This is a genomic window from Chlamydia abortus, from assembly GCF_002895085.1.
Classification (GTDB): domain Bacteria; phylum Chlamydiota; class Chlamydiia; order Chlamydiales; family Chlamydiaceae; genus Chlamydia; species Chlamydia abortus.
Map to the genome: position 1 here is coordinate 744,255 of NZ_CP024084.1, position 18,875 is coordinate 763,129.

Here is an 18,875-nt window from a genome sequence, read left to right on the forward strand (position 1 = left end):
TCAAACCAATCAAAAACTTTTTTTATCTTATAGCTAACGTTCTTCTCTACTCAAGACACGATACATGATTTGATCTTAATTTGTACGTTGAAATACCCAATTAAATACAATTTTATAGAATATATCGCGCCTTCCTATCCTTTAATCAGGTAAAAGGCAGGCTGGGATTTTTTTTCTTTCTATAAAGTTAAAAGTAAATCAAACTAGTTTCTATTAAGTAGTTATAATTATCCATGTAGAAAATTTCTTCTTATTTCTAAAATTATTGTGAGATCTATGCCCAGTTTACCCGTTCGTATTTCCGGTATTACCGTGAGAAATCTGAAAAATATCTCCATAGAATTTCTACCAGGAGAAATTGTCCTACTCACAGGGGTATCAGGATCTGGAAAATCTTCGTTAGCTTTTGATACTGTGTATGCCGCAGGAAGAAAACGGTATCTATCCACGCTACCTTCATTTTTTGCGACGAATTTATCTTCTTTACCTGAACCTACCGTTGAAAGCATCCAAGGCTTATCTCCAACGATTGCTGTTAAGCAAAATCATTTTGCTTATCACTCTCATGCTACTATCGGCAGTGTTACAGAACTTTCCCAACACCTTGCGTTGCTATTTTCCCTAGACGGGGAGGCTAGAGATCCCGTAAGTAACAAACCACTGCATCTACAAAGCAAAGAAAAGATTCTTGCCACACTTGCCCAGATCCCTGAGGGCACGCAAATCACACTACTTGCTCCTTTACCAGATACAAGTAGCTTAGCAATTCAAGAATGCGTCAGGCAGGGATATACTAAAATCCGCATGCATAATGAAATCTCATCCATCTATCCTTTGTTATCGTCGCCTCTGACTACTGATCACCCTATCGACATTGTTGTGGATGCTTTCATTAAAAATGAAAGTAACAATGCAAGAATGAAAGTGAGCTTATTTGCAGCTCTGCAACTAGGTCAGGGGCGCTGCTCTATACATACCGGATCCCAAGAAGAGACCTTTTCTACCCAAGTATATATACCAGAAACCCAACAAACTTATACGCCATTAACGCGACAATTGTTTTCTCCCCATAACCTAGAAGATCGTTGTTTTAAGTGCCAGGGAACAGGAGTTCTGATCACCATTGAAGACCCCTCTCTTATCCAAAATCATTTATCGATCCGAGAAAACTGTTGTAAGCTTGCTGGAAACTGCTCGACGTATTTTTACCATGCCCTTTATCAATCTCTAGCGGACACGTTAAACTTCAGCTTAGATACTCCGTGGGAAAATCTCCCTGAGCATATCCAGGACGCGTTTCTCTACGGGCAAAAATGCCTAGTTCTTCCAGTGCGCCTTTTTGATCCTGCACTTGGGAAGAAATCCCTTACCCACAAAGTGTGGAGAGGCATTCTTAATGATATTGGTGAAAAAGTACGCTATGGAGCGAAACCTTCAAAATATGTTCCTGAGGGGACCTCGGCAGTCCCGTGTCCTCAATGTCAAGGAATAGGGATCGGAGAATACGCATCTGCAGCCACTTGGCAAGGAAAAACTTTTATCGAACTGCAGAAAATGCCTCTTGATGCGTTGTTCTCTTTGACGTCTTCTATAACACCATCATCACAATCTGTGCATGAGGTACTAGAAGGTTTCAACAATCGCCTTGCCACACTTATTCAGTTGGGTCTTTCCTACCTTACCTTAGATAGAGCCTTAGCAACACTATCCGGAGGAGAGCAAGAGCGTACGGCTCTTGCTAAGCACCTTGGTGCTGAGTTATCAGGAATTACCTATATTCTTGATGAACCTTCCATAGGCCTCCATCCTCGTGATACAGATAAGCTCATACAAGTAATTCAAAAACTACGCAATCAAGGGAATTCCATTCTTCTTGTAGAACATGATGAACAGATGATCTCTTTTGCAGATCGTATTATTGATATTGGTCCGCGGGCAGGGATTTTTGGAGGTGAGGTACTATTTAACGGCACCCCTCAAGAATTTTTAAACAAAAGCAACTCTCTAACAGCAAAATATTTACGAAACGAACTCGCTATAGATATCCCCGAAAGACGCGCTAAAACACCATCCACTCTTTCCCTATCTCATGCAACAACCAACAATTTAAAAGACGTGGCTATTTCCCTACCCTTGGAAAGAATCACCGCAGTGACGGGTGTTTCAGGATCTGGAAAATCGTCTTTAATTAACGACACGTTAGTTCCTGCTATGGAACGTCTTATACAAGGAAAACCAGAACCTTACCTACGCATAGATGGAGGGGAGATTTCTCGTGTTGTACATATTACTCGGGATCTTCCTGGCCGCTCGCAACGTTCGATTTCCCTAACGTATATTAAAGCTTTTGATGATCTGCGAGAGCTATTTTCCCAACTACCTAAAAGTCAACGGCTGGGATTAACTAAAGGGCATTTTAGTTTTAACCTACCGTTAGGATCATGTACGGAATGCCAAGGCATAGGGGCGGTAACTGTAGACGATCATACCCTCATTCCCTGTCCTCTGTGTCATGGAAAACGTTTCCAACCCCAAATTTTAGAGGTACAGTATCAAAGGAAAAGTATCGCGGACATTTTAGAAATGACAGCATATGAGGCGGAGAAATTCTTTATGACTACTCCCCATATTCATGAAAAGATACACGCCTTATGTTCTCTAGGGCTTGATCACCTTCCTTTAGGACGACCTTTATCTAGCTTATCAGGAGGGGAAATTCAGAGATTAAAGCTTACCTATGAGCTTCTTTCTCCTTCTAAAAAACCTACCCTCTATATTCTTGATGAGCCGACGACAGGATTACATACTCATGACATCCATGCTCTTATCCAAGTGTTGTTTTCTCTTACACACCAGGGACATACGGTAGTGATCATAGAACATAATATGCACATTGTAAAAACGGCAGATCACGTCATTGAACTGGGTCCTGAAGGAGGCAATCTCGGTGGGTATGTCCTGGCCTCATGTTCTCCTGAAGAGCTCATTCTCTTAGACACGCCTACGGCAAAAGCTTTGCAACCATATTTTACAAAGACCCCAGCGCTCCCTCCATGTACTACACCATGCCCAAATACGCACATTCTTAGAGATATTTCCGTTAAAGATGCTTATCATCACAATCTTAAACACATTGATGTGACTTTGCCTCGCAATGCCTTAACCGCTATTTCTGGACCTTCAGCATCAGGAAAGCATACTTTAGTTTTCGATATCCTTTATGCTTCAGGAAATATCGCTTATGCCGAACTATTTCCTTATTACGTGCGTGAAGCTCTTATTAAAAAGACCCCTCTACCCAAAGTAGAAAGTGTTCGAGGATTATCTCCAGTTATTGCCATCAGAAAAACAGGAATAAAGAAAAACTCCAGACATTCCTTAGCTTCAGCTTTAGACATTACTGACGGGCTTGAAAAACTCTTTTCCCTTGTAGGCAAACCCCACTGCCCATTATCAGGAACTCTCTTAGAAAAAATCACTCCACAAACTCTTGTGGCGAAACTTCTCCATGAATATCCGCATGCTTATGTAACAATCACTGCGCCTATATCCTCAGATGAAGACCTCTCTATTACTTTAGAAGCAAAGAAAAAAGAAGGGTATCTAAAATTATTTGCCAATAAGGAAGTTTATGATCTTGAAGAACCTCTCCCTGAGATTTTAGAAGATCCGGCTATCGTTATCCAACATACAAAAATCTCCAAAAACCATGAGGCTTCGCTTTTATCTTCTTTAACTTTAGCTTTCTCCTTATCTCCCACTCCAAAATTACATATTCATAATCATCAGGGAATTGTGCATTCACTAACCTGTAATCTAGGCTGGCAAGATTCTTTAGGAAATAGCTACCCCAATGTTACACGCAAGCTGTTATCTCGGGAGCATACTGAAGGGCAATGTCAACAATGTCATGGATCCGGGACCATTTTAAAACTCTCTTTAATGGATCATAAAGAGAAAATTCTCAATTACTCTCCTATAGCTCTCTTTGAACTCTTCTTCCCTGAGCACCCCATACAACCTGTTCTTGATCTGATTCAAGAACTCAAAATTGCCAAAGCCACGCCCATCAAAAATCTTGATATGCACACTCAAGAACGCTTATTTAAAGGAACTCGCAGACATCCAGGATTAGAAAGAATCCTTCTTGACCATGGTAACCGCGTTCCCTTATGTCCTCTTTTACAACCTTTGCTCATCCAAGACGTCTGCCCAACATGCTCCGGATGGGGAATCCACACATACGCTCAACATGTACGCATAGGAAACACCTCCATTGTAGATATCTACCAACAAGACACCCATTTTCTGAAAGACTTCTTAAAAACTCTTCATGATGATCAAGCTCAGCCGATTATACAAGATTTACACAATCGTTTAACGTTCATTGATAAGGTAGGTTTAAGCTACATTACCTTAGGACAACAACAAAATACTCTCAGCGATGGTGAGTATTATCGCCTACACTTAGCAAAGAAAATCTCTACAAATCTTACTGATATTATTTATCTTCTCGAAGATCCTTTATCTGGGCTCCATCCTAAGGATGTTCCCACTCTCATACAACTGATTAAAGAGCTCATTGCTAACAACAATACCGTTATTGCTACTGATCGTAGCCATATATTACAGCATTACGCGGAGCATACAATTCATTTAGGACCAGGATCCGGGCCTCAGGGAGGGTACCTCACAACTGCTAGATCCGTATCTCTGGACAATGAGGAATATCCTCAAACTCCCTTTAAACATACTTTAGATGTGCGCCTCACGGTGCATAACATCACTGACCTCAGTGTACAAGCTCCTCTCCGCAGCCTGGTTGCCATTGCTGGTGTATCAGGATCTGGAAAGACCTCATTGCTAACTGAAGGCTTTTATCAACAAGCTCAAAAGCTTATACACAATGGTGATGCGCTATTTTCTAATGTCATATTTTTAGATTCTCATCCTCTTTCTTCTTCCCAACGTTCGGATATCAGTACGTATTTCGATATTGCTCCAAGTTTAAGAAACTTCTATGCATCGCTCACGCAGGCTAAAGCCTTAAACATCACAGCAAGTATGTTCAGTACAAATACTAAGCAAGGGCAGTGTGTAGATTGTTTAGGATTAGGTTACCATCTCATCGACAGAGCTTTCTATGCCTTGGAGAAACGTGTATGTCCGACGTGTTCAGGATACCGGATCCAACCCCTAGCTCAAGAAGCTGTTTATGAAGGGAAGCACTTTGGAAAATTACTACAAACCCCTATTGAAGAACTCCCGATACTCTTTCCTTTTCTTCAAAGGATCCAAGCTCCTTTACAAGCGCTTATACACGCAGGACTGGGCTATTTACCTTTAGGTCAAAACCTCTCTTCCCTATCGCTTAGTGAAAAGATCGCTGTGAAAATAGCGAAGTTCCTCTACTTACCTCCAAAAGAACCCACATTATTTCTGCTCGATGAGATAGCGGCTTCCTTAGATAGAAATCAGAAATCCCAACTACAAAAACTCTTCCGTACCCTGGTATCTCAAGGGCATTCAGTTATTTACGTTGATCTTGATGTGTATTTGCTAAAACAAGCAGATTATATCATAGAGTTGGGGCCTGGTTCCGGGAAATATGGAGGGAAACTGCTTTTTGCAGGAAGACCAAAAGATATCTTAGCTTCAGAATCCTCTATATTGAAAACATACATGTGTGGGTTATAAAAGACGCTCTTTCACAAGAAGATCATAGGCAACGCGACAGTTGTCACGCTCCACATCATCTCCTAAACAATGGAAAAAGATAAACTTTTGCAAGAGTAAGTTTCTTCTTTCTTGATAACTCCATTGGTTTTCACAAATTCCCAAAGGACTACAAAACAATCCTATTAATGCTCTGGGAGCTACATGATCTTCTCTACATCCCGAAAGATGTAAATAAGCTAAAGAGCTCTCTTCGGTGAGAGCTAACCAATAACCATAAAGAACGAAAGCCCAATGACTGTCCTCTATCCAGAACGACTCATCATAATGAGCAGATAAGAGCTCGTGTACTTTTTTCCCCTCTTTCATCCAAAGGTAGGCCAGGATTTCATAAGGCAAAAGATAGGTGTGCCGCTGCTGAGGGGAAACATAGGTTTCTAGTACCTGGATAGCATCAAGGATCTGCTCACCTTTGCCATGAATTAAAACGTCTTTAGCAAATAAATCGAACAAGTAAATAATCAAAACAGGATCTAAGATGTCGACATCAGAAAAAATCTTTTCTACAGGTGCATGAAGGAAAATGGCGTCTAACGCTGAAAGGAAATGTATAAGCTGATGAGGGAAAATTTCCACGATATCTTCAGTAAATGTTGTTGCCTGGATATTCTCGCGCAAAGTGTTCCCATAGACATCGATAAACTCTCGCTCTCCTAAATCAGCTGCGGTATAAAAAATATCTGCAAGAGCACGGTAATCTTTTAAATCCCAAGATCTTTGAAATAAGCCTGGGAGAAAGAGGGTAAATCCTGACCAATAGCTCAATAGCAATTCCATTTTCGATGAACGGAAATCTATAGGGGAAATATCCAAACTACAAAACAAGGTATCGTGAATTTTCCCTTGTAGATTTTTCAAGAAATGCTCTTCTTCTGAGGAATTTATAGATTCAGGAGCGACATGAAGAGCCAGCAGCATAAACACCAAGGAGACGCGATGATTACTGTATAAAGCTTCATGCAAACGATCGACTACATGATCACGAACTCGAGAAATTTCTGGACGCTGACCATAACGCTTCAATGCTAATAATAGGCTTTTTACCTCTTCGTTATACTCTTCTAGTCGTTGGTATACTAAAGCTTTGCCGAGATATTCTAATGGTGCTGCAACACTATCATGTAAAACAGAAAACTCTCTAAGTGCTTGGGAGAATCCTTCTTGATCACCTTCTTCAGCAGCTTTTTCCAATACGGCAATGCCTATACGAAATTGTGCTTCGTATCCCTCCTTACGACCAGGGAAAGATTCGACTATCCTGCGGTAAAACGTAATAGCACGATCATAAAGCTTCTCATTAAGAAAGGCATCAGGAACTGCTAAACAACTGACGTGAAGTGCTCCGCTACTTTCTAAAACAACGATATTTCCACAAACATCGGTGATATCTTGAATGATCACCCCAATACGTCCTCCACGTCCGGGAAGATAATCCATATGAATCATCCAGACTGTATGATCAATATTCAAAGATAACCGATGATTTTGCTTTTCAAAAGCGATAAAAAACTTCTCTTGATTTACATCTATATTTCCCGAGGTTTTCTGTATCTCTAAGCCATTTCTCACTAAAGAAACGGAAAGGACATTCTTCTTAATATGTAACCAGAAACCATAACCTCGGTAGAAATCCCCATGATCTACGTTTTCAGAAGGAGGCAATAAAATTCCAAATCCCCCTTCTAATCCTTTGCGTAATAACGTATATTCCAAACGCACTTCAGAAAAGCTTTCTATCTTAGAAATCGCCAAGCTATACCATAATGCTGGGGACACCTCCAACATAGGGAAGTATTTAGATAGTAAAATAGATTCATGGAATTTCCAACATTCTGCGTCTTGAGTATGTAGGGCTATCTTAGGCGTCCATTGCGGGCTACCTTGTAAATGCTGTTCTATATCCGCTTTTAATGCCTGTACAGATGTATAGCGCTCTTTAGGGTCTGTCGCTAAAGCCCGCATAACCACTTGGGAAAGAAAAGAAGGAATTTCTCGATGAGGGGCGACTTCCTCAGGAGAAATAATGTGGTTGGGAACATGAATTTTTTTCCCTTTTTTATTACGGTAAGGGAAGGATAGCGTCAACATCTGATAAAGAATGACCCCTAAAGCATAGATATCCGTACTTTCTGAAGCTGGGGCTCCTCGCAGACGTTCAGGAGCCATATAATCCGGGGTACCGACAATCTTCCCTGGCACAGTCATATTGGAAAACATCGATCCCGGCATGGGAATATCGAGATCTAAAAGAACATCTTCTTTCATTTCCTTCGATAGGGCTGCTCCCCAATCTAAAATTACAACCTCACTAAATAGCCCGAGTAAAATATTGTCAGGTTTAAGATCTCTATGGAGGATCCCTCGAGAGTGCACATATTCTATAGTGGAACAAATTTTATGAAAGATAGAAAGAAAGGTCCCTACCGACGTCTGTTCCGCAAGATCCTTAGGGAGAGAATCGCATTGCCAAACGCTCTTGAGCAAACTCTTAAGAGTATAACCTTCTATATAAGGCATAGTATAGTAAACAAGGTCACTATCACTACAAATAGTAAAAACAGGAACAACCCCGGGATGGACAAGATCCGCAGCAATTTTAGCTTCCCTAAGAAAACGCTTCTTTAATAACTCATTATCAGAAAGATCTTCGCGAATTCTTTTAAGTGCAACCTTACGCGAACATATAGGATCATAGGCTAAATAAACCTCACCCATTCCCCCTTTACCAATCATTCTGATAATATCGTAATGCTGCAAAAGTGCTTAGTCCTTTAGTTCTAAGAAAACGATGCTAGCTTATCAAGAATACTTTGTAATTCGATACGATTATTTTTTAAAGCTTCTTCCTTAGCACATACAAGATCTGGATTAGCTTTCGCACGGAAACTCTCACTACTCAATAAACGTGAGGCACTTTCGATAGCATTCTCCAAACGTGTTTTCTCTTTTTCTAGGCGTGTTTTTTCTTTAGCAATGTGTTCTACGGGAACAAATACCCCAAGACGAATACCCTCAACTACTCCCAAGCTATATATACGATCTTTAGGTTCTTCTGTAAGATTTTCTATAGAAGATATACCTCCGAGAGCGCACACCATAGGGACATAAGTCTCTATAGAGACTCCTTCAGGGCAAATAACAAACACCTCTAAAGAAGCCCTAGAATCTAATTGCATTTCCCCACGAATATTCCTAACTGTGTACACGAGCCTTTCTGCAAGAGCAAAAGATTCATGAAGATGCTCAGGAATAACGATGTCTATAGACTGAGGATAAGGAGCTACTACATAAGAATCTGCGCGCAACATAGCTAAAGCATGTGCTGTAATAGCGTCAGAACATTCTTCCTTAATTTCTCCTATAACTTCTTTTAACTTTAAAAATAGTGTTTCAGTAACAAAAGGTGCTATAGGATGTAAAACACCTAAAATATTGACTAGTAAAACAGCTAACAACTTCTGTTTGGTTAGTTGATCTTCCTTGCTTCTCTGCTTACCGTATAAAGTAGGCTTGATAATCTCTATATATGTGGAACAAAAATTATTCCTGAAGAATTCATAAGCCATCGTGGTTATCTTATCAAATGCGTAATTTTGATATGCAGAGTGCAACTCTTTTAACAAACGATTGAACCCATCAAGAATATAATAATCTTCTAATCCTAACAGGGTCGTATCTATACCACGAGCAAGATCCTGACTTGTCAAATTAGAAATATGACTGAAGATAAATCTTGCGCCATTCCATATTTTATTCGCGAAGTTCTTATATTCTTCAAATAAACGATAATCAAGATCGATTTGCTCACCACGATTCGCGCATGAACACAACGCCATACGCACGGCATCGGCACCATACTTAGCGATCATCTCCAAAGGATCAATCACATTACCTTTAGACTTAGAGAGCTTTTCCCATTTTGCTATAACCCCTTTAGGAAGAGCTTTCCCCATATCATAAGCGTATTTTTCTTCTCCTGTAATGTATGTCCATTCTCCCAGATCGTTATAACGCTTGTACGATTTTCCAAAAATTAAGCCGTGTAAAAAAACATCACTAAAAGGCTTTTTGCCAACCATAGCACTGCAAAGCAAGACCATGCGCGTCACCCAGAAAAATAGAATATCATGCCCGGTAACTAGAACTGCTGTGGGATAAAATTTTTCTAAATCTCCGCATTCGGAATCGGGCCAACCTAAACAGGTTAATGGCCACAATCCAGAAGAAAACCAAGTATCTAATACATCAGGATCTTGCTCCCAAGATTCAGGATCTTTAGCTACCTCTTCAGGAATCCCTTCACCGTCGTAGCATAACATACGATGGGCATCGCTTTTGTGATACCATACAGGGATACGATGTCCCCACCACAATTGCCGGCTAATGCACCAATCTCGGAGGTTATTCACCCAAGTGAGATAATTTTTTGTAAATTCTGGAGGGAAAATCTTTATTGCATCACTCGCTACAAACTCTCGTAATGAGTCACGGAAGCTATCTACAGAAACAAACCATTGTTTCGATAAATAGGGCTCTATAACTGCGCCTGAACGATACGAGACTCCTACTCTAAGCTTATAGGGTTCTTTCTTAACAAATAACCCAAGGGTCTCTAAAGCAGTAATGATACTTTCACGAGCTTTTTCTTTACTTAAGCCTGCGAATATGCCTCCATTCTCGTTAATTTCTCCGGTAGGGGTGAGAATATTTATCATAGGAAGGTTATGATGCATTCCGGTACGATAGTCATCTTTATCGTGAGCAGGCGTAATCTTTACAGCTCCAGTACCGAATAAAGGATCTACAGACATATCTGCAATAATAGGAATCTCGCGATCAACAAAAGGTAAATGCACCTTGGCTCCTAATAGATGGCTGTAACGCTCGTCATCAGGAGAAATAGCAATCGCTGTATCGCCTAACAATGTTTCAGGACGTGTAGTTGCTACGACAATGTGTTCAGAACTACCCACTACGCGATAACGGATGTAGTACAGCCAACCGTCTTTTTCCTCATACTCTACTTCATCATCAGCAAGCGCTGTCTGTAGAACAGGATCCCAGTTAACAAGATAATTCCCCCGATAAATATGTCCTTTATCAAAAAGTATTTTAAACGCTTTTTTTACAGCACGATTGGCTAAAGGTTCCATGGTAAAACGCAAGCGCGACCAATCGCAAGAACATCCTAACTGACGTAATTGAGAAAGAATTACGCCTTCACTTTTTTCTTTCCACTGCCACACATGCTCGAGAAATTCCTCTCTGGAGAAATCGACACGGCGCTTCCCTAAGGAGGAATATAAGTGCCTTTCCACGACTGTCTGAGTGGCAATACCGGCATGATCGGTACCCGGGACCCAACACACCTCAAACCCTGACATACGCTTATAACGAATAAGAACATCTTGAAGAGTGTTTACCAGGGCATGGCCCATATGCAAAATGCCGGTAACATTCGGTGGAGGCATGATAATCGCATAGGGAGGCTTGTCACTTGCCGCTTGTGCCGTAAACATTGTCGACTCTTCCCAAAAAGCATATAATTTCTCTTCTAATCCTTTAGGATCATAAGCTTTAGGAAATGCATCCTCTTCCATAATTCTTTATCCAAATTACTATAATATTTTAGATGTCATGTTAAAATTCGTCGGCCTAAGAAGCATCCAGGGAAATGACTTCCATCCAAAGATGATGTCGTCTACTGACTATTTCCTTATCCCCACTAGATAAAGAAACCTTGTAGGAAACAATCCCCTGGCGTTCTTTGAAATCCTCACCCTTGAGACAGTAAATACGGTAACCAGAAAGCTGACGCACCTCATACGTCAATTTTTCTATTTTCCCATCACCATAGTAAACCCAAAGATGCAAAGTCGCTGGAAGGACATACTGCATCCGATAAGGTAAATTCCAGATAACAACAACCTGTTGGCCCAATGTTTCACGTAGACAGGTTTGTTCTATACCCAGATGTGCTGCAGCTGTGTAATCATTATCTATAAATTCCGTGAATGAGGACAGGCACGGCTGCGAACATCCAGACAAACACAGTATAGACCCCAGAGAGAATAGGAGAATCCATAAGCGTCTAGAACAAGAGTAACGCAAACACAAAAGCAAAGAGTGCAAACGATTCAACTATCCCAATAGATGCAAAAGATTTACCATAAATAGCTGAAGAGCGTGCATAAGCTTGGATAGCACTTACACAACATTTCCCCTGCATTACAGCCGATATTAATAGGGCAACCCCTACAGAAAGCCCGACAGCAATCCCGCCTATAGCACTAACTTTACCATCTTTTATACCATCTCTAAGCAAAAGCATAAAAATCAATCCATAGATGGATTGCGAAGAAGGCATTGCAGATAAGCCTATAATTTTTCCATGTCCCTCATCAATTCGAGACATCACAGCATGCGAAGCCACCCCTGCCATACCACAACCCAGGGCACTGCCTATCATTGCTAAGCCCATGGCAAAAACAGGACCAACAACCGATAAATCAATCATTATGTACCTCTATACCTCATAATAATACTGCAAAAAAACTCGAGAATATATTCTTGAATTGTCTTGCTTATAACTTCATCTTTCCAAAGGTCTCGAATTCTACCAAACCACAGAATTATTACCTAAATCTATCCCTAGGAATCCGCAACCTTATGGCATATTACTTTCTTTAAGGGATGTAGGAGCTTTCCTCCTCCATCAAAACTATAGTGATACCACTCAATAAAGTTTAATCTTAGACCGTGAATCACTCCCCCCATAATAGAAAGTGCTATGTTCACGGAATGCCCAAACAGAATAATCACGAAGGCTATAGCAGGAGAAAACCGATGACTAATCTGTACTATCGTTGTTCCTACCATGGCACCGGCCAAGCCTAATGCGTATATACGCAAATAAGATAAAACATCTGAGAATACCTGAATAATCGCTGTAATCTCATCGATACCGCCAACACCACGTTGTAACACCGCACCAGAGACTGCAAGACCGATACCTACAAATATGCCATAATAACCTAAAATGCCTCCCAAATCATAAGGGACATGGAATAGGTAATGAATTAAAGATACAGACTGCAAATATAAAGGGATATACAGATAGGCACCGCACATAAAAATGATCCATCCAAGCCCTGAATAGCGCTGACGTATATAACGCAACATGCCCAGAGCCATATGAATCACTCCGACAAATAAAGCTAATTCCATGAGGATATTGTCTGTAAACTTATCATAGACAATAGCGCGTTTACCTGCATCGCCATTAGCAACTTCAGTAGCGAGGAGAAACTCTTTTGGCGTATGCTTATCTTTCAATAGAGGATATTCATTCACTAACTCTTTATATCCTTTAGGATGCTTTTCTAGATAATATTCTGCCTTTTTCAATGCCAATACATGCGTAAGAGAGAACTCTCGCAAAGGATTTGAAGGACTGACAGAAATGCCAAAAAAGGACGTGGTAGCAAATCCCCAACAAATACATCCTAATCCTAAAATAGAAAACATCTTCAGGAAACGTGCTAATGGCTTGGAACCTTTAAGTGCACGACGTGCTTTAAATGTTATGAACAACGAGGTGGCTAGGAAAACAAGACCGTAACCACCATCATTGACAATCATAGAGAAGAAGAAGAAAAAGGAGATAAATACCCATAGCGAAGGATCTTTATCTGAAGATGCTGGTGTATCATAAATATTCACTAGATCTTCCCCAATGCGTCCCAAACCCCTATTTTCTAAATAGGTAGGAACAATCTCATCTGGATTTGCAGCGACCTTGTATAGGCAAACATCAAATTCGTCGCAAAGTTTTTCTAATTCTGTGATGCGATCAGAGATTACCCATCCCGAAATAGAGAACATCCTACCATCAAAAAGCTCTTCAACACTTCCTTCGGCATGCTTGAGTTGCTGATCATTAGTATAATTACACAGTCCTTCAAGAATATCCTGACGATAAGCATAAAGCTCGCAGATTCTTGATTTTTTATGGTGGATCGTTCGTAAAAGGACAGCTTCTTGCGATTGCAGCTCATTAATAGAGTGTGGGGCATCAATCTCTGTAAATTGGTCCTTGGATAGGCCCACAACACCAATGACAGCGTAATAATCGAAATTATACGCCGTAGATAAGTAGAAAACATTCGATTGATCAACTTCTAGCTCTTGTCCATCAACATGTTTTCGATAGAAAAACCTTAGGGTTAATCCTGTTTTTTTTGTAAATTCCGCAATATCACTAGAAGAAAATGCACCTAGAGGTTTCACTCTAAGGATCTCTTTCCTTAAAGCTTTTGTCGTTTCCGTGAAAGCCAGGATTTCTTGGTGTAGAGCAAATACCTCATCTAATATCTGTTCTACGGTTAAGTCCTCAGATTTTGACAATGACAAATCAGATGCAGGATATTCTCTTTTCAAACTGTTTAGAATCTTCAAACATTCAGAAAAACGCCGCATTTTTTCTGAAGTCACGAATCTCTTATCGGAAATAAACTCGACAACTCCGAGTTCTCTGCAAGCAGTAAGAAATTCCGAGCTATTTCTCCCAATAAAAAGATACTTATCTACATTTACGCGCATTCGGATTCCTCCTTACGCTGCTGTATCTTTTTCTTAGCCATCTTGACTTGGCCAACATCTGTAATACTACGATCACTCAAGAAAATGGCGATTTTCTTAATCATACGTGTTGTCTCTGGAATCAGCTTTTTCTCGAAAAGATTTACACGAATAGAGACATTTCTTAACTCGTCCTCTAAAATTCTTTGCTTTTCCACAGCCACTTCAGAGCGCACTTTATTAACTACAAACTCTCTAGAGTAAGCGACAAGAGTGTCTACCCAAATCGGGGTATCTAAAACAGAATAAGAAGATTCTGTTAAAACGATGTTCTTTATTACAGGAACTTCGACTCCTGTGACGTTTTCATATTCTTTTTCAACTCTCTCGATCTTAAAGCTATTGACTATAGCATCAACATAGAGAGGGACACTATAGAGCTCAGCAAAGGCATATATGCTTTCTCTAGATTCTTCATATGCTTGTATACATTCACTGGCCTCTCGAATAGCATTGGTTACTTCTACTTGTAACAAGGCTTTCTTTAATTTTAGCGTGGGTAAATATGTTTCTAGACGAGAAAGTTTTACCTTTTCTAAACGATAGGCGTTCTTTGTTAACTTTACCTGTGAAGACATGACTTAGGCCAATACTTATTGATCAACTGTTCCTTTATTCCTACTTCTTCGGAATGGAAACTTTGAGCAAGAATTTTCCAACCAATATCCAAAGCTTCTTCTAAAGGAATATTTACTTCTAAACTCATTAATCGTGTTTCAAAAAGCTCTGCAAATGCCAATAACTTTTTATCCCAATTGGATAACTTAAAGCCCATGGACATTCTTTCATTAGCTTTTCTAGAATCGGCATACAGCCGTATTAATGCATTTGCTAGATCTCCATGATCTTCTCTGGTTACCTTACCAATCACCAATTGTTTCAAACGCGACAAAGAACCAAAAGGATCAATACAATTATTTTTGAGGTCAAACTGCCCTTCTGTAATGAATCCTGTATTGTCAGGAACAGGATGAGTAATATCATCACCGGGCATAGTAGTCACACTAATTAACGTAATCGATCCCCCCTGAGCTATATCCACAGCCTTTTCATAGCGTAAAGCAAGATCAGAGTACAAAGACCCAGGATACCCACGGTTTGCAGGAATTTGGTCCATGGTAATAGCGATTTCTTTTAAAGCATCTGCAAATGCCGTCATATCTGTAAGTAAGACCAAAACATTTTTATTTTGATCTACAGCAAATTTTTCAGCACATGCTAAGGCCATATCAGGAATCAATACACATTCTACAGGTGCATCTACAGCCTTATGAATAAACATTACACTTTTATCAGCAAAGCCTAACCTCTTCGACTCCTCAACAAAAAAGCTATAATCAACAAAGGTTAACCCCATGCCTCCAATAATGACGATATCCGCATCTGTTTGTGCCGCTATACGCATCAATAAGGCATTGTGCTTCTCACCTGAAGACGAGAAAATAGGAATTTTTTGTGATTTCACTAAACAATTGAATACATCAATCATAGGAATATTGGTGCGTACCATATCTCTAGGAACAACACGACACACAGGATTGAATGTAGGCGTTGATATTTCAATCGGATCGCCAAAACACTCTCCCTCACCGTCAATAGGTTTACCTACCCCGTTCAAACGTCTACCTATTAGAGATTCTCCATAAGTAACCTCCATAGAACGTCCTAAAAACACCACGCGGTCTCCTGTTGATAATCCAGAAGTCCCTCCAAAGACTTGTAGAGTCACTTTCTTAGCATCGAAACGCAAAACCGAGGCATACGAAGATCTTCCATCGACTCGTTCTATTTCTGCTAATTCGCCTAAACGTGCTCCCTCAGCTTCTACGGTTATCAAGTTTCCTTTGATATCGGTAATTTTTGTATATATTGTCTGCATAACCTTTTACGCTGTTTGTACCATCTTCGTCTCTAACAACCTAAGAACTACTTCCATCCCTTCCTTATATTCATCAGAAAGGAACTTCTGTCCATTTAAGGTTTTGATTTTACTTTGCAATTCCAGGAAGAAACTTCTCGCATTGTCGGGACTATCGAAATTAAATCTCGCATCAAAAATACGACTCATTAATGCAAATAACTCAATTTGCCGATCAAAAGGGCAATAACAATCCACGGGATCAAAAGCATTTTGTTGAAGGTAGCAGAAATCGTATAACTCAGATTTTAAGTAGATTTCCATATCCTCCATGGGGATCCCTTCTTCCCCAACCACTTCCATGCGTTTGCCAATTTCAGAGCCTTCACGAAGAAAGTAATTAGCTTTTTTTACTGCTTCTCCCCACCCTTGAACCTTATCTTCTAGTATCTCTCCAACTTGGTCTAAGTATTTTGACCATGAAATCATCGGGTCAATTGAAGGATAACGTCTCGCATCAGCACGAGCCTTAGAAAGACCACAAAAGGCACCCACTACTGATAAAGTCGCCTGAGTTACAGGTTCTTCAAAATTCCCTCCAGCAGGAGATACAGCTCCACATATCGTTAAGGAGCCTTCAGAACCATCTTTCATACGGACAGCACCACCACGTTCGTAAAATGCTGCTATTCTCGATGCCAGATAGGCTGGGAAAGCCTCTTCCCCAGGGATTTCTTCTAATCTTCCAGAAATTTCTCTTAAAGCTTGAGCCCATCGTGATGTTGAATCTGCGAGTAAAAGCACGTGCAGACCCATTTGCCTATAATATTCAGCTATAGTAATACCTAAGTAGATAGAGGATTCCCTAGCAGCCACAGGCATGGAGGATGTATTACAGATAATGCACGTCCTATGCATTAAAGATTTTCCAGTATGTGGATCTGTAAGATGAGGAAATTCTTGCAATACCTCGACCACCTCACCGGCACGCTCTCCACAAGCACAGAGAATCACAATATCCACAGCCGCATATTTAGATAAATGGTGTTGCAGAACCGTTTTCCCTGCGCCAAAAGGACCAGGAGTACAGAATGTTCCTCCTTTCAATACAGGAACTTGGGTATCTAAAATCCTGACACCCACGTCCATAATTTCATGGCAAGGAACTTTATCTCCTTGGATGAAGGCTTGCTTAATCGGCCATTTCTGAACCATAGTAAAGCTATATTCTTGACCATCAGCATCTCGAGCTTTAGCAACTACGGTGTCAACACTATATTCACCTTCTGAGATCACCCAGGTAATCGTTACCTCTTTGAAACAAGAAAATGGCACCATAATTTTATGATTAAAGTACCCTTCTTTAACCACCCCTAGAGCATCTCCACGAACAAGAACATCTCCAACAACAGCTTTGGGAGTGTATTCCCACAATGTGTTCTTACAAAGAGCATTGACATATTCTCCTCTTTTTAAGAAAAAGCTGCTCTCTGCCAACACCTGCAGACGATTTTGCAATCCGTCAAAAATCTCTTGTAATAATCCTGGCCCTAATTCCGCTTCTAGCAAGTGTCCAGAGAAAGTAACCAAAGCTCCTCGACAAACATCTTGCGTGTCTTCAAAGACTTGGATCTTAACCTCTTGACCAACAACCTCAATAACTTCAGCCTTTAACCACGCGTCATTGACATTAACGTAAGCAACTTCCCCTTGGCGCACGTGTCCATCAAAACGTACACGCAATAAATTGCCATAGGCCTCTATAACATATCCCTGAGTCGTTTGTCCCGAAGTTGTTACCATGTGATTGCCTTTTCCATAGAATTAATAATGTTTTTGCCTTTCTCTAAATCTACCATGCTATTGCGAATAGCAAATAAATACGCAGTCACCCTTGCCAAAACTGCATTTGTATCAAAATATTTGTCTCGGTACATCTCTTCAATCTTATGAAATTCGTACAAAGATAATGTACGATTCAATGTATGAGGTAAACGTCCATAGTCTTGTAACACATCACTCAAATCTGAGAATTCTTCGGGTAATTCATAATTAGGTGCATCTTTTTGCATCAACACTTGAAGCACGACAGGATTGGAACTATCTTCATCCCTTAATACATAAGAAACATCAAGCTTCATCACCCGGGAACGAAAGCCAGCTAAAATCACACGTAGGTTTTGCTTAAAAGTAAAATACGTATGAAGAAACTCAGAAGAACTCTGTTGATAATAAGATAGAAATTCCCTAACTAATGAGGAAAAGTTCTCAACACGTTCTTGAGAAGTCTTATATTGCAACAAGAAATCCTTAAAGAAATCCTCAAATTCACAATCATCAGACCATTGTTGGAGATTGACCATACTTTCGACATTCTCTTGTGTGACTACACCATAAGAATGAGGCAATGGCTTTCCTGACCAGAAAAACGCAAAATTTTCAAAATCAAAGAAGCGTTTTAAGATAACATAGTATCCTAGATCTTCTTTGGATAAGTTTAAATGTAGAAGAGCATCAAGATCATCAAAAGAATAAACAGGGCGAGACTCAGGAAGCTGAGGAAGAAAAAACGACGATAAAAAATAGTATTGAGTCATGGCAATAACTCTAAAATTGGTTAGGATCCTATGTATGAGAAAAA

The 18,875-nt window shown here is 40.2% G+C and carries 10 protein-coding genes; 1 reads left to right on the forward strand and 9 read right to left on the reverse strand.

Features of this window, described 5'->3' with window-relative positions:
- The first annotated feature begins 276 nt into the window (after positions 1 to 276).
- Complete coding sequence (uvrA, locus tag CHAB577_RS03400) at positions 277 to 5,697, forward strand: excinuclease ABC subunit UvrA (RefSeq protein WP_086393216.1); 5,421 nt, start codon at positions 277 to 279, stop codon at positions 5,695 to 5,697.
- Here uvrA and pknD read toward each other — a convergent pair.
- From pknD to CHAB577_RS03445, 9 genes are all read right to left on the reverse strand, one after another.
- Complete coding sequence (gene pknD / locus CHAB577_RS03405; protein WP_086393215.1) at positions 5,692 to 8,493, reverse strand: serine/threonine-protein kinase PknD; 2,802 nt, start codon at positions 8,491 to 8,493, stop codon at positions 5,692 to 5,694. The genes uvrA and pknD overlap by 6 nt on opposite strands.
- A gap of 20 nt (positions 8,494 to 8,513) precedes the next feature.
- Entirely contained in the window at positions 8,514 to 11,336 is a 2,823-nt protein-coding gene (locus tag CHAB577_RS03410) for a valine--tRNA ligase (protein ID WP_011097232.1), read from the reverse strand.
- A 55-nt stretch (positions 11,337 to 11,391) separates the two neighbouring features.
- Complete coding sequence (locus tag CHAB577_RS03415) at positions 11,392 to 11,868, reverse strand: hypothetical protein (protein WP_011097233.1); 477 nt, start codon at positions 11,866 to 11,868, stop codon at positions 11,392 to 11,394.
- Entirely contained in the window at positions 11,828 to 12,253 is a 426-nt protein-coding gene (locus tag CHAB577_RS03420; protein WP_006344267.1) for an ATP synthase subunit C, read from the reverse strand. The genes CHAB577_RS03415 and CHAB577_RS03420 overlap by 41 nt, the downstream gene beginning before the upstream one ends.
- A gap of 134 nt (positions 12,254 to 12,387) precedes the next feature.
- Positions 12,388 to 14,337 (reverse strand): V-type ATP synthase subunit I, encoded by a 1,950-nt coding sequence (locus CHAB577_RS03425; protein ID WP_011097234.1) that lies wholly within the window; start codon positions 14,335 to 14,337, stop codon positions 12,388 to 12,390.
- Positions 14,328 to 14,954 (reverse strand): V-type ATP synthase subunit D, encoded by a 627-nt coding sequence (locus CHAB577_RS03430; RefSeq protein ID WP_011097235.1) that lies wholly within the window; start codon positions 14,952 to 14,954, stop codon positions 14,328 to 14,330. Before CHAB577_RS03430 ends, CHAB577_RS03425 begins: the two co-directional genes overlap by 10 nt.
- Positions 14,939 to 16,255, reverse strand: coding sequence for a V-type ATP synthase subunit B (locus CHAB577_RS03435; RefSeq protein WP_011097236.1), 1,317 nt, complete (start codon positions 16,253 to 16,255; stop codon positions 14,939 to 14,941). The genes CHAB577_RS03430 and CHAB577_RS03435 overlap by 16 nt, the downstream gene beginning before the upstream one ends.
- 6 nt (positions 16,256 to 16,261) lie before the next feature.
- Positions 16,262 to 18,037, reverse strand: coding sequence for a V-type ATP synthase subunit A (locus tag CHAB577_RS03440; protein ID WP_011097237.1), 1,776 nt, complete (start codon positions 18,035 to 18,037; stop codon positions 16,262 to 16,264).
- Positions 18,031 to 18,831: a DUF2764 family protein gene (locus CHAB577_RS03445; RefSeq protein ID WP_011097238.1), complete on the reverse strand. Its 801-nt coding sequence runs from the start codon at positions 18,829 to 18,831 to the stop codon at positions 18,031 to 18,033. Before CHAB577_RS03445 ends, CHAB577_RS03440 begins: the two co-directional genes overlap by 7 nt.
- Positions 18,832 to 18,875 lie beyond the last annotated feature (44 nt).